Here is a 13,819-nt window from a genome sequence, read left to right as displayed (position 1 = left end):
GAGCCTCTGGTTCTTCTTATTTCGTGATGGATGAAAGCGCATGGAGCGCCAGGACGTAGCTCTGCGCACCGAAACCGCAGATCACGCCCTTCACGGCGGGTGCGATCATCGATTTGTGGCGGAAGTCTTCGCGGGCATGCACATTGGAAAGGTGCAGCTCGACCACCGGTGTCTTCACGGCGCGGATCGCATCGTGAAGCGCAATCGAGGTATGCGTGTAGGCGCCGGCATTGATCGCGACGCCGGCGGCGACATCGCCGGCCTCGTGAATCCAGTCGACAAGGTCGCCTTCATGGTTGGACTGGCGGAAATCGACGGCAAAGCCCAGCTTCTCGCCTTCGGCCCTGCACAGCGCCTCGATATCGGCAAGCGTCTGGCCGCCATAAATGCCGGGCTCGCGTTTGCCGAGTGCGTTCAGGTTGGGGCCGTTGAGCACGAAAAGTATTGAAGCCATTCGAAATTCCGCATTCTGGATGGAGGATTACCTATAGACCGGCGGTCTGCGCAGGGAAAGCCCCAAGGCGCGGGCTTTCCCGGTCGAAGGGACGTGTCCACAAGCGGTTAGGCTCCAACACGGCCAGAAGATGGCGGCTGTCAGCAGCTCGCCTTTCCGCAGGCGCGGACATTGGCGATCTTTTCGCGCAGGTCGTCCGATCCGACGGCGCCGAAGACCATTTCCTCGCCCACGACATAGGAGGGGGTGCCGGTAATGCCGAGATCGTTGGCCAGCGAATAGGCCTGACGCACCGCATCGTCATGCGGCTTCTCGGTCATCGTCTTGCGGACATCTGCTTCGGAAATGCCGAGGCTGGCGGCGAGCGCTATGGCGCTTTCCTCCGTCGCGCGGCCTTCGCCGCCGAGCAGCGTGCGGTGGAACTCGCCATACTTTTCCGGTGCAAGATCGCGCACGGCGGCGCTGACCTTGTGGGCGGCCAGCGAATCGGGACCGAGAATCGGAAGTTCCTTCAGGACGAAGCGGACATTCTTGTCGTCCTTCAGGATATCTTCCATGTCGGAGAGGGCGCGCTTGCAGTAGCCGCAATTGTAATCGAAGAACTCGACGATCGTCACATCGCCCTTGGGATTGCCGAGCGCGATATCGTAGGGCGAGTTATAGATCGCCTTCGTATTGTCTGTGATCGCGGACTGGGCCTTTGCCTGCTGCTGCGCTTCCTGCTTCTTCTGCAGGGCTTCCTGCGCTTCGAGGAGGACTTCGGGGTTTTCGACCAGGTACTCCTTGATGAAGTCGCCGATTTCCTTCTTTTGCGCATCGTCGAGGGCAAGCGCCGGAAGGGGGGCCGCGACCGCAAGTGTAAGGGCTACGGTGGCCGCGAGCTTCGTCTTGAAAGTCATGTCTGTCCTGTCCTCGTCGTGATGCGCAGCAGAAGTGCCATTGGCCGCACCGGCGCGTCAATGCGCGCGCGGCCACTTTCAACGACCTTATGGGCGCGGTGAAGCAAACGACAGGTAAAAAGCGGCGGATTTTCGGCCCTCGCGGGATTGTGAATGTCGGCGTCTTGCGGCAGGAAAGCCGCAGTCAGGAAGCAAAAGGCAACCTCATGAAGCTCTCCGCACGCGGCGCCGTCGAACCATTCCATGCCATGGACGTCCTTGCCGAGGCGACAAAGCGGCGCGCCGCCGGCCGGCCCGTCATTTCCATGGCGGTCGGCCAGCCCGTCCACCCTGCGCCGCACGCCGCGCGAGAGGCCGCGCGCCGCGCTCTCGACGTGGGCCGCATCGGCTATACGGACGCGCTTGGCCTTCTGTCTCTGCGCAGCGCCATTGCGGATTTCTATCAGCGCCGCCACGGCGTGACGGTCGATCCCGCCCGCATCGCCATCACCACGGGCTCCTCCGCCGGTTTCAACCTGGCCTTCCTTGCGCTGTTCGATGCCGGTGATCGCGTCGCCATCGCACGCCCTGGCTATCCGGCCTACCGCAACATTCTCGCAGCACTCGGTATCGAGACGGTGGAGATCGAGGTAAATGCGGAGAACGGCTTCACCCTGACGCCGGAAGCGCTGGAGGCCGCGGCTTCCCTTCACGGGCGCATCGACGGCGTGCTCCTGGCAAGCCCGGCGAACCCCACCGGCACGGTGACGGGCAGGGCCAATCTCGCCGCCCTTTCCGCGTACTGCCGCGACAATGGCATCGCCTTCATCTCAGACGAGATTTATCACGGGCTGACGTTTGTGGGTGAGGAGGCGACAGCGCTGCAGTTCGGCGAGGATGCGGTCATCATCAACTCGTTCTCGAAATATTACTGCATGACCGGCTGGCGCATCGGCTGGATGGTGCTGCCCACGGCGCTGGCGCGCCCCGTCGAGCGTATTGCGCAAAGTCTCTATATCTCGGCGCCGGAACTGTCGCAGATCGCGGCGGAAGCAGCGCTGGGGGCTGAGGCCGAGCTGAATGTCTATCGCGATGCCTACCGTGTGAACCGAGATTTCCTGGTGAAGCGCCTGCCCGAGATCGGCTTTTCCATCGCGTCACCCATGGACGGCGCATTCTACGCCTATGTGGATGTGAGTCGCTTTACCAATGACAGCATGGCTTTCGCACGCCGCATGCTGGCCGAAACCGATGTGGCCGCCACGCCCGGCATCGACTTCGATCCACGGGACGGCGACCACACCATGCGCTTCTCCTATGCCGGTGCATTCGAGGAGATGAGCGAGGCGGTCGACCGCCTCGCGCGTTGGCTGGCCTGATGGGGTAAAGCGATTCTGCTTCAGGGACTTGCTGTGATCCGCGGACTCTATCTCTCAAGCACCTGAATCGTTTTCTCAGATGCGGTTGATCGACACGCCGCCGTCCACCAGCATTGCCGTACCGGTCATGAAGCTGGCCGCATCCGAGCACAGGAAGAGTGCGGCTTCGGCAATTTCTTCCGGAGCGGCAATGCGCTTGAAGACATTGAGCCCAGCCACGAAATCCAACGCCTCCGGCGTATTGGCGACGTGGCGCCCCATCGGCGTATCGGTCGCGCCGGGCAGGAGTGCGTTCACACGAATGCCCTTTAGCCCATATTCCGAAGCGAGAACCTGGGTGAGGCCGATGAGGCCCGATTTCGACGCGGCATAGGCAGCTAATCCGGGAAAGCCAGCCGTATATCCGACGAATGTCGAGGTGAACACAATGGAGCCGCCGCCGCGCGCTTCCATCGCGGGCAACTGATGCTTCGCCGCAAGAAAACCGCTGGTGAGATTGACGTTGACGACGGCCTGCCATTCGGCAAGCGAAAGCGTGGGAAGCGCGCCGACAGGCCCTGTTGTGCCGGCATTGTTGAAAGCGATATCGAGGCCGCCGAACTCTGCCTGCGCCGCAGCGACGAGAGCTCCGTGGTGCGCCTCCTCGCCTACGTCACCGGATATCGCGATCGCCGTGCCACCCTGCGCGCGGATGTCCTGCGCGACGGCCTCAAGCCGGTCTAGGCCGCGCGCGGACAGGATGAGGGTGGCACCCTCTCGGGCGAAAAGCTGGGCGGCGGCGCGGCCGATGCCCGAACTGGCACCGGTGATGATGGCGACCTTGCCGGAAAGGCTTGTCATGGAATGTCTCCTTGCTGTGTCTGACGCGCATGCAGTCGCAGACGAGGAGCCCGGCAACCACCCGATTCCGGCGTGGGAGCCATCCAGACGAAAAAGGCCCGGTCGAAACCGGGCCTTTTGAAATCAGAATTGCTCGGGTTCTCAGAAGAACCCGCGGCGCTGCCACCAGCCACCCTTCTTGGGCTTATCGGCTTCGGCGTCCGAAGGCGTCTCCTTGGCAGTGGACGACTTCACGACGGGCTCCGAGGCGATCTTGGTGATATCGCGGTTGGCACGGGTCGGCTTGGCCGGAGCATCGAGGTCTTCGGAAGCCTCTTCGACCTCGGGCTCTGCCGGGGCTGCGGCCTCTTCCACGACAGCCACAGGCTGCGCTTCGATTTCGCTGCGGGCAACCTCGTCGGTCACGGCCTCTTCCTTGGCCTTGGCGCGGCTGCGGCGTGCACGCTTGGGCTTTGCCGGTGCCTCTTCCTCTACTGCAGCCTCGACTGGAGTTTCCTCGGCAGGGGCGGCGACTTCGGTGATGGCGACCTCGACGGCTGCGACCTCTTCGGTCTCGCCTTCGCTGTCATCGCCATCCTCATCGGAATCATCGGCCGAAGCTTCGACGCTGCCATCTTCCGGACGGTTGCGACGACCACCGCGCTTGCCGCGGCGACGCCGCTTGCGGCGATCCGAGCCGTCTTCCGAAGACTGGTCGGCCTTGGCCGCATCCACGCCCTCATGGCCCTCGGCATCGCCTTCCTCGTCGTCATCCAGTGCATCTTCGTCACCGGCCTGTTCGCCGCCGAAGGAGGCGGTATCGGCGCCGTCGCCGTTTTCACGACCACGACCGCGACGACGGCGGCGACGCTTGCGCTTGCGGCCGTTTTCATCGGATGCCGAAGACTGCGGCGCTGCCGCGGCTGCTGCCGGGCGTGCTGCTTCTTCCTCTTCCTCGTCGATCTCGTCCTCGATCACGACGTCATCGTCTTCGGGTTCAGGCTCGAAATGCAGAATCTGCTCGATTTTGACCGGGTTCTCGACAGGCTCGCCACGGTCGATTGCGAAATGCTGCGCGCCGACATGGGCATCCGCATCGATGAGAATGGCGACGCCGAAGCGGCCTTCATAATCGATGATCGTGCCGCGCTTGTGGTTGAGCAGGTAGAGCGCGATATCGGGCGTCGTGCGGACGGCGATGTTGTGCGTCGTGTTCTTGAGGAGATATTCCTCGATGCCGCGCAGAACGTGCAGCGCAACGGATGACTGCGAGCGGATATGGCCCGTGCCGTTGCAGTGCGGGCAGGTCTGCATCGTGGATTCGAGGACCGAAGCGCGGATGCGCTGGCGCGACATTTCGAGCAGGCCGAAATGCGAGATGCGGCCGACCTGGATGCGTGCGCGGTCGTTCTTGAGGTGATCCTTCAGGCGCTTCTCGACGGCCCGGTTGTTGCGCTTCTCCTCCATGTCGATGAAGTCGATGACGACGAGGCCGGCAAGGTCGCGCAGGCGCAGCTGACGTGCCACTTCTTCCGCTGCTTCCAGGTTCGTCTGGAGCGCGGTCTCCTCGATGGAGTGCTCGCGAGTCGAGCGGCCGGAGTTGACGTCGATCGAAACGAGCGCTTCGGTCTGGTTGATGATGATGTAGCCGCCGGACTTCAGTGTGACCTGCGGCTGCAGCATGCGGTCGAGCTGCGCTTCGATGCCCGAGCGCGAGAAGATCGGATGCACATCGCGATAAGGCTGAACGACCTTCGCGTGGCTCGGCATCAGCATCTTCATGAAGGCTTTCGCTTCGCGGTAGCCTTCTTCGCCGGCAACGACGATCTCGCTGATATCCTTGTTGTAGAGGTCGCGGATCGAGCGCTTGATCAGCGAGCCTTCCTCATAGACGAGGCAGGGCGCCGTGGAGGCGAGCGTCAGCGTGCGGACGTTTTCCCAAAGGCGCATCAGATATTCGAAGTCGCGCTTGACCTCGACGCGGGTGCGGTTGGCACCGGCCGTGCGCAGGATGACGCCCATGCCCTGCGGAACTTCGAGGTCGCGGGCGATTTCCTTCAGGCGCTTGCGATCCTGCAGGTTGGTGATCTTGCGGGAAATGCCGCCGCCGCGCGCCGTGTTCGGCATCAGCACCGAGTAACGGCCTGCGAGCGACAGGTAGGTGGTGAGAGCCGCGCCCTTGTTGCCGCGCTCTTCCTTGGCGACCTGCACGAGCAGAATCTGGCGGCGCTTGATGACTTCCTGGATGCGGTACTGCTTGCGCGGCTTGCGGCTCACGCGGTCCGGAACCTCTTCCATGGCGTCTTCGGCGCCGACGGATTCGATGACTTCCTTCTCTTCGCCGTTGTGATCGTCGTCATCGTCGTCATCTTCACGATGGCGGCGGCCGCGCTTGCGCTCGGCAGGCTCGGATACTTCGTCCGTATCGACCGCCATGGCCATGGCGCCGCCCGGGGTCTCGTCGTCGCTGCCTTCGGACGGCGCGGCTTCCTCGGCGGCCGGAGCCTCTTCGGCCTTCGCCTTGGCCTTGCGGGGACGGCGCGCCTTCTTCGGCTTTTCGGCGGGAACTTCGGGCTCTGCGGCGAGATCGGCCGATGCCTCGACAACTTCCGGCTCGGCGGCGGGCTCGGCCTGGACTTCCTCGACGGCTTCTACCGCTTCGGCTTCCACAGCTTCGATGGTATCGGCAACCGAGTCATTGTCGCTGGCGCCGGAAGTGCGCGGGGCGGTCTCGACCGGCTCGATGTCGTCATCGCGGCGGTGATCTTCTGCTTCGGCCCTCAGCAGCGCCTGACGGTCGGCGAGCGGGATCTGGTAGTAGTCGGGGTGGATTTCGGCGAAAGCCAGGAAGCCGTGGCGGTTGCCGCCGTAGTCGACGAAAGCGGCCTGGAGCGAGGGCTCCACGCGCGTCACCTTGGCAAGGTAGATATTGCCGCGGATCTGTTTCTTGTGTTCGGATTCGAAGTCGAACTCTTCTATGCGGTTCCCGCGTACAACGACAACCCGCGTCTCCTCGGAGTGAGACGCGTCGATAAGCATTTTCTCTGCCATTTAAATTGTGCTCCTCGGCGCAGCCGCAATCCTGGCGGCGAGCTTTTCCCTGATGGGAACGAGCCGGGGGAGGAGAGGGATGCGCCGGATAAGTAAAGTCTCGTCGGGCCCCGGTGAGGGGTAAGCGGACGAGGGGAGGCCGGCACGCGAGCGTCCCGTTGCCTGTTACCCTCTGAATGAATCCGCCGTGACAACATCAACGTCCAACGAGAATGCCAGTGCCATAGACCTGTTCGGTCCGATGAAATGCCCTTTGGTAAGGGCGAGCGGTGGATACCCACCTTGACTGTTCCGGCCACCGCCGGTTTACGCGATCTAATCGGCCGGGAAAAAGGTTTGCGACGGCGGATGAAGGCCCGGTTCGGCGCCAAGTTCCGATGGATTGGCTGCCTGCTCTAAGCGATTCTATCCCGTCTGTTCTTTCTCCCTGATTTTGCTTTTATGGCGGATATGTCACAATGGCAAGGGAAAAGCCCTGTTGTCATAATCTTGATGAAATTGCCGGTCTGTGTGCGCGCTTGCAGCGTATGCCCGGGATGGCAAGGTTTGATTAACCATATGATAGCATCTATAGGCCTCGTCCTGCACCGCGCCGCGCGGTTTTCACGCGTTTGAACGGACTGCCAGTGGTGATGCCAAGCTCCCTGAACGACAGATTTTTCCGCTTTGCCTGCCGCCTGCTTCTGGCCGTGCTGCTGCTTTGCGCGCCTGCAACGGCATTTGCGGATACATCACCGCTCCTCGCCTTTGCCGCCCGCATTGCCGGTGATGACGCACGCACCCGCCTGATCATCGATTTCGACCGCAAGCCCGATTTCGAGGTGCACTACGTCGCCAATCCCTACCGTATCCTCATCGACCTGCCGCAGACGGATTTCGGCATCAAGGCGGAGGAGCTGGAGGCGCGCGGCATCTTCACGGATATCCGCTACGGTGCGATGGCCGCGGGCCGCTCCCGCATCGTTTTGACGGCCACCCGCCCGGTCGGCGTCGCGCTGGCGGAGGTCCAGCCAGAGGAGGGGGCATCCAGCCACCGGCTGGTCATCGACGCGGCCATCGTCACCGAGACGGTCTTTCAGGCGCAGATGGAAAAGCAGAGCTGGAAGGAAGTGTCCGTGCCGGCCGGCGGCGACGTGCCGGTCCAGCTGCCCGGTAGCAAGTCCGACGGCCCTTTCGTCATCGCGGTCGACGCCGGTCACGGCGGCATCGATAACGGCGCTCGCGGCGGCGTCACCAAGATGGAGGAGAAGCATGTCACGCTCGCTTTCGCCAGGCAGCTGGCGGAAGCGCTGAACGCGCTGCCCGATACGCGTGCCATCCTGACGAGGGACAAGGATGAGTTCCTTTCGCTCTCGCAGCGCGTGCAGCTTGCGCGCAGTGAAGGCGCAAACCTCCTCATCTCCATCCACGCCGATACGCTGCGACAGAAGGATATCCGCGGCGCCACGGTCTATACGATCTCCGACAAGGCCTCCGACAGCCTTGCGGCAAGTCTTGCAGAGCGCGAAAACCTGTCCGACCAGATTGCCGGCATCGCCTTCGTCGATGAACCCGCCGAGGTTGCCGACATTCTACTCGACCTAACGCGGCGCGAGACGCAGGCCTTCTCCATCAGCCTCGCGCAGAGTGTCGTCGGCAAGTTCAAGGACCAGGTCCTGCTCATCAACAACCCGCACCGGCACGCCGGTTTTCGCGTGCTGACGGCGCCGGACGTGCCGTCGATCCTGCTCGAACTCGGCTTCATGTCGAACAAGGAGGACGAGCAGCTTCTGACCGATCCGGCATGGCAGAAGAAGGTCGCCGGCCTCATCGCAGAGGCTGTCAAGGATTATCGCACCACCGTCGCTTCCAACGGCGGTTAAGCCTTTCGTGCGATAGTCGAGGCGCGGCCATTCGCAATATGCTAGTCTGCCCGCTGTGCCGGAAAAGTGACAACGGTCGCCAATGTGCGGTGGCGAAGCGGTCGAGCATGCTGTAAAGCCCTATTTTCCTCACATTCCGATCGCTAGACGGGTTCGAGAAAATTGGGGCGTGACTCGTCTTCAGAGTACCGGCGTGACGCATATCGTCATGTCGGTTGAGAACCGGGCGGCAGGTCCGCGCGATGAAATTATAAAGATATAAGGCATCGGTAACTGGCTCATGATCAGACTGATTGGATATTTCTTCGGGATTGGCGCCGTCTTCTTCCTCGTCGTGGCAGGCGCGGTCGCCCTTTATCTCGGAAGTGTCACCAAGGATCTTCCCGATTATGAGGTCTTGAACAGCTACGCACCGCCGGTGACGACGCGTGTTCACGCCGGCAATGGCGCGCTGATGGCCGAATATGCCCGCGAACGCCGTCTCTACCTGCCCATCCAGGCCATTCCCGACCGGGTGAAGGCTGCTTTCCTGTCTGCGGAAGACAAGAATTTCTATCAGCATCCGGGCGTCGACGTGACCGGCCTGTTCCGCGCCATCGTCGTCAACCTCCAGAACATGGGCTCGGGCCGCCGTCCTGTCGGTGCATCGACGATCACGCAGCAGGTCGCCAAGAACTTCCTGCTCTCGTCCGACCAGACGATAGACCGCAAGGTCAAGGAAGCCATCCTCTCGTTCCGCATCGAGCAGGCCTATTCCAAGGACCGTATTCTCGAGCTCTATCTCAACGAAATCTTCTTCGGCCTGAATTCCTACGGCATCGCCGGCGCCGCACTCACCTATTTCGACAAGTCCGTCACGGAGTTGACGATCGCCGAGACCGCCTATCTCGCCGCGCTGCCCAAGGGCCCGTCCAATTACCATCCGTTCCGCAGGACCGAGGCCGCGCTTGAGCGCCGCAACTGGGTCATCGACCGCATGGTTGAGAATGGCTACATTACCCAGACCGACGGCGCCGACGCCAAGACCCAGCCGCTCGGCGTAACGCCGCGCCACCGCGGTACCTATCTCTTTGCCTCCGACTACTTCTCCGAAGAGGTCCGCCGCCAGATCATCGAGCGTTACGGCGACAATGCGCTGTACGAAGGCGGTCTATCGGTACGCACATCGCTGGATCCGCGCATCCAGGTCGCTGCGCGCAAGGCGCTGCAGCACGGCCTGATCAGCTATGACGAACGTCGCGGTTTCCACGGCCCGATCAAGACCATCCAGATCGGTGGTGACTGGGGCGTGGAGCTCGCCAAGGTCGATGCCTTCTCCGATGTACCGGAATGGAAGCTCGCCGTCGTGCTGTCTGCTGACGATAGCGGCGCCGATATCGGCCTCCAGCCGGGCAAGGACGCATCCGGCAAGGTCGTCGAGCAGCGTGTGACCGGCCGCATTGCAGCCAAGAGCATGACCTGGGCCTATCGCTCCGCAAAGGGAGACCGCAAGACGGCGAAATCGCCGGCGGGCGTGCTTGAGGTTGGTGATGTCGTCTATGTCGAGCCGACCGACGATGGCGGCTACCGCCTGCGTCAGCCGCCCAAGGTGCAGGGCGGCCTCGTCGCCATGGATCCGCATACGGGCCGCGTGCTCGCCATGGTCGGTGGCTTCTCCTACGGTCAGTCGGAATTCAACCGCGCCACCCAGGCGATGCGCCAGCCCGGCTCCTCCTTCAAGCCGTTCGTCTACGCTGCCGCGCTCGACAATGGTTATACGCCGGCGTCGGTGATCATGGATGCGCCGTTCGAGATGGTCGCCGGCGGTCAGGTCTGGCGTCCGCAGAACTACGGCGGCGGCTCGGCCGGCCCGTCGACGCTGCGCCTTGGCATTGAGCGCTCGCGCAACCTGATGACCGTTCGCCTTGCCAACGACATGGGCATGAATCTCGTCGCCGAATATGCCGAGCGCTTCGGCATCTACGACAAGATGCTGCCGGTTCTGGCCATGTCGCTTGGCTCCGGCGAGACGACGGTTCTGCGCATGGTCTCGGCCTATGCGGTGCTGGCGAATGGCGGCAAGCAGATCAAGCCGTCGCTGATTGACCGTATTCAGGACCGCTACGGCAAGACGATCTTCCGCCACGAAGAGCGCACCTGCGAAAACTGCAACGCCAATGACTGGGAAAACCAGGCCGAGCCCGAGCTTGTCGACAATCGCGAGCAGGTTCTCGACCCGATGACCGCCTACCAGATCACCTCGATGATGGAAGGCGTCATCACGCGCGGCACCGCCGCCGGCAAGATCAAGCTCGACCGTCCGGTCGCCGGCAAGACCGGCACGACCAACGACGAGAAGGATGCCTGGTTCGTCGGCTATACGCCGGATTTGGTGGCCGGCCTCTATATCGGTTTCGACAGCCCGGCGCCCATGGGCCGCGGCGCAACCGGCGGCTCGCTGTCTTCGCCGATCTTCAACGAGTTCATGCAGGCCGCGATCGAAGGTACGCGTCCCACGAAGTTCATCGTGCCCGAGGGCATGCAGTTCATCGCCGTCAACCGAAAGACCGGCATGCAGGCCTATGAAGGCGAGCCCGACACCATCATGGAGGCCTTCAAGCCCGGCACGGGGCCGGCCGATGTGTTCTCCGTCATCGGCGGCGACGAGTATGCGACGCCGGAGGAAATCCTGAAGAGCTCGCCGCAGGCGAACCAGGCCGTGACAGGCGGCAGCGGCGGCTTGTTCTGATCCATATCGCATCCCTATGAGGGCGGGCGCGGGGGTTTACATCCGCGCCCGCCCTCTCTATTTCGGGGCCACCGAAACACGAGCATTGAAGAAACGGACATGCGCGCGGAAATCGAGAATATTGTCGACGAAATCAAGCAGGCCATAAGCCTGCTGAGGAGGCATCTTTGACTGGGATCAGGCGGTAAGACGACTGGACTGGTTGAATAACAAGGCAGAGGATCCCAACCTCTGGAACGACGCCCAGGAAGCCCAGAAGCTGATGCGCGAACGCCAGCAGCTGGACGAGAGCATCAACGCCGTGAGGGCCATCGAGCAGCAGCTTCGTGACAATATCGAGCTGATCGAGCTCGGCGAGGAAGAGGGCGATGCCTCCATCGTCAGCGAAGCCGAGGAGGCATTGAAGGCTGTCAAGGTCGAGGCCGCGCGCAAGCAGGTCGAGGCCATGCTTTCGGGCGAGGCCGACACGAACGACACCTATCTCGAAGTGCATTCGGGCGCAGGCGGCACGGAAAGCCAGGATTGGGCGAACATGCTTCTGCGCATGTACACGCGCTGGGCGGAACGTTCGGGCTACAAGGTCGAGCTTCTGGAAATCCATGACGGCGAAGAGGCCGGCATCAAGTCCGCCACGCTGCTCGTCAAGGGGCACAACGCCTATGGCTGGCTGAAGACGGAATCGGGCGTGCATCGCCTCGTGCGCATCTCGCCCTACGACAGCAATGCACGGCGTCACACCTCGTTCTCCTCGATCTGGGTCTATCCGGTCGTGGACGACTCGATCAACATCGAGGTCAACGAAAGCGACTGCCGGATCGATACCTACCGTTCGTCCGGCGCCGGCGGCCAGCACGTCAACACCACCGATTCGGCCGTGCGCATCACGCACATTCCGACCGGCATCGTGGTGGCCTGCCAGCAGGAGCGTTCGCAGCACAAGAACCGCGCCAAGGCGTGGGACATGCTGCGCGCACGCCTGTACGAGGCCGAGTTGAAGAAGCGCGAGGACGCCGCCAATGCCGAGGCCGCTTCCAAGACGGATATCGGCTGGGGGCACCAGATCCGCTCCTATGTCCTCCAACCTTACCAGCTGGTGAAGGATCTCAGGACCGGCGTCGAAAGCACGGCACCGTCCGATGTGCTCGACGGCGAACTCGATGAGTTCATGGAGGCCGCGCTGGCACACCGTGTGAACGGCGGCAGTGACGCCGTGGTCGACGACCTGAACTGATACATACAGACCTGTTAGCGATTGCAGACGGGCGCCTCGGCGCCCGTTTCAGTTTGTGGCGCGCTCAATCTTGATCTCGCCGAGATCGTCGATCAGCACCGTCCAGCTTTCCGGTTCGCTCGCCTTGGGGTCCGTCTTAAGGGAGACCGTCGCGAAGAAGCCCGGCTGCGTGGTGATGCCGGACGAATTCTCTGGTCGGATATCCGTCACATAGGGCTTCATCGCGGAGAATTCCTCCAGCGCGGCGGAGGACACGATTTTTGGTCCCTCTGCCGTCGCCTCGATCTGCTGGAGATGCACCTCGGCTGTTCCATCCGCCTGACGCACGGCGATCAGTTTGTAGTAGCCACGCCGGGTCTGCGCTCCGGCCGTATCCGTATCGGCTTCCTCCGCCGGTTCCTCCCAGAAACCTGTACTGACCACGAAGGTGACCGTTTCCGCAACGGGCGGTGAGTCGCCTGCGGCATAGGCGGGCACGCAGGCGAGGGCGAACAGGGTGAGGGCGGCGGCAGGCGTCAACCGTTTCACGGACGCATTCATGGCATACTCCTTCCCGGCAGTGTCGTTCGATCAGTAATCGAACTGTTCGGCAAGAATCCGGTCGGACCAGGAATGATCCGGATCGGAGAGAATGCGCGCCGACGGGCCGACCGATTCGGCGATGCGCACCGACGTCACGGACTTCACCTCGGTATTGTCGGCGACAGCGTTGACCGGGCGCTTCTCGGCTTCCAGCACCTCGATCTCTACCGTGACCTTGTTGGGAAGGAGCGCGCCACGCCAGCGGCGCGGCCGGAACGCGCTGACCGGCGTCAGCGCGAGCAGAGGCGCTTCCAGCGGCAGGATGGGGCCATGCGCGGAAAGGTTATAGGCCGTGGAGCCGGCAGGCGTCGCCAGAAGCACGCCGTCACAGATCAGCTCCTCCAGCCGTACACGGCCATCCACGCTGACGCGCAGCTTTGCCGCCTGGTAGGACTGACGAAACAGATAGACTTCGTTGATGGCGAGAGCCCGGCGCTCAAGGCCGCTGGCGTCGCTCGTCACCATTTCCAGCGGCCGGAAAGCGTTCTCCACCGCACGCTCGACACGGGCCGGAAGATCTTTCGCATCGTAGCGGTTCATCAGGAAACCGATGGAGCCGCGGTTCATGCCGTAGACGCATTTGCCGGTGTTCATCGTCGTGTGCAGCGTCTGCAGCATGAAGCCGTCGCCGCCGAGGGCGACGATAACGTCTGCCTCTTCCGGGTCGGTATTGCCATAGACGGCGATCAGTTCCGCGCGCGCCTCTTGTGCTTCGGCGGCCTGTGAGGCGACGAAGGAGAAGGTGTTGAACTGGCGCGCCATCTGCTGTCCGTCTCCTCTCGGGCCGTGCCGGCCAGAATGCCTTTGCCCGACTTCACTCATGCTATCGGGAGGA

10 protein-coding genes are annotated in these 13,819 nt (G+C 62.7%); 4 read left to right on the top strand and 6 right to left on the bottom strand.

Translation table 11 applies throughout. The annotated features are described in order from the left end of the window. Positions 1-16: 16 nt before the first annotated feature. Together aroQ and MNR02_RS10200 are read right to left on the bottom strand one after the other, a co-directional pair. The gene (gene aroQ, locus MNR02_RS10205; protein WP_241946707.1) at positions 17-454 is read right to left on the bottom strand and encodes a type II 3-dehydroquinate dehydratase; all 438 of its coding nucleotides are present in this window, start codon (positions 452-454) and stop codon (positions 17-19) included. Positions 455-594: 140 nt separating this feature from the next. Then, a complete protein-coding gene (locus MNR02_RS10200; RefSeq protein ID WP_241946706.1) occupies positions 595-1,353 on the bottom strand; it encodes a DsbA family protein in 759 nt (252 codons plus the stop codon). Positions 1,354-1,559: 206 nt separating this feature from the next. On the opposite strand from MNR02_RS10200, the gene MNR02_RS10195 reads away from it, so the two are divergent. Beyond that, a complete protein-coding gene (locus MNR02_RS10195; protein WP_241946705.1) occupies positions 1,560-2,711 on the top strand; it encodes a pyridoxal phosphate-dependent aminotransferase in 1,152 nt (383 codons plus the stop codon). Between the two features lie 75 nt (positions 2,712-2,786). On the opposite strand, the gene MNR02_RS10190 is transcribed toward MNR02_RS10195, so the two are convergent. Together MNR02_RS10190 and MNR02_RS10185 are read right to left on the bottom strand one after the other, a co-directional pair. After that, a complete protein-coding gene (locus tag MNR02_RS10190) occupies positions 2,787-3,551 on the bottom strand; it encodes an SDR family oxidoreductase (RefSeq protein ID WP_241946704.1) in 765 nt (254 codons plus the stop codon). Between the two features lie 141 nt (positions 3,552-3,692). Further along, a complete protein-coding gene (locus MNR02_RS10185; RefSeq protein ID WP_241946703.1) occupies positions 3,693-6,581 on the bottom strand; it encodes a ribonuclease E/G in 2,889 nt (962 codons plus the stop codon). Positions 6,582-7,213: 632 nt separating this feature from the next. Here MNR02_RS10185 and MNR02_RS10180 point away from each other — a divergent pair. The 3 genes from MNR02_RS10180 (at position 7,214) to prfB (ending at position 12,402) form a co-directional block, all read left to right on the top strand. After that, the gene (locus tag MNR02_RS10180) at positions 7,214-8,443 is read left to right on the top strand and encodes an N-acetylmuramoyl-L-alanine amidase (RefSeq protein WP_241946702.1); all 1,230 of its coding nucleotides are present in this window, start codon (positions 7,214-7,216) and stop codon (positions 8,441-8,443) included. Between the two features lie 280 nt (positions 8,444-8,723). Beyond that, the gene (locus tag MNR02_RS10175) at positions 8,724-11,171 is read left to right on the top strand and encodes a penicillin-binding protein 1A (protein ID WP_241596253.1); all 2,448 of its coding nucleotides are present in this window, start codon (positions 8,724-8,726) and stop codon (positions 11,169-11,171) included. A gap of 99 nt (positions 11,172-11,270) precedes the next feature. Next, positions 11,271-12,402, top strand: a protein-coding gene (gene prfB, locus MNR02_RS10170; RefSeq protein ID WP_241596250.1) for a peptide chain release factor 2 whose coding sequence is annotated in 2 segments (ribosomal slippage) — positions 11,271-11,339 and positions 11,341-12,402 — 1,131 coding nt in all. Because the reading frame shifts where the segments join, the coding sequence is not laid out codon by codon here. Between the two features lie 48 nt (positions 12,403-12,450). Here prfB and MNR02_RS10165 read toward each other — a convergent pair. Together MNR02_RS10165 and MNR02_RS10160 are read right to left on the bottom strand one after the other, a co-directional pair. Further along, complete coding sequence (locus MNR02_RS10165) at positions 12,451-12,921, bottom strand: hypothetical protein (RefSeq protein ID WP_371746743.1); 471 nt, start codon at positions 12,919-12,921, stop codon at positions 12,451-12,453. 51 nt (positions 12,922-12,972) lie between these two features. Next, entirely contained in the window at positions 12,973-13,746 is a 774-nt protein-coding gene (locus tag MNR02_RS10160; RefSeq protein WP_241946700.1) for an NAD kinase, read from the bottom strand. Between the last annotated feature and the right edge of the window lie 73 nt (positions 13,747-13,819).

Origin of the sequence: Shinella sp. H4-D48, from assembly GCF_022637395.1 — a bacterium.
In the GTDB taxonomy this organism is placed as follows: domain Bacteria; phylum Pseudomonadota; class Alphaproteobacteria; order Rhizobiales; family Rhizobiaceae; genus Shinella; species Shinella sedimenti.
The sequence above is the reverse complement of the archived record's forward strand: the minus strand, read 5'-3'. Positions and strand labels throughout refer to the sequence as shown.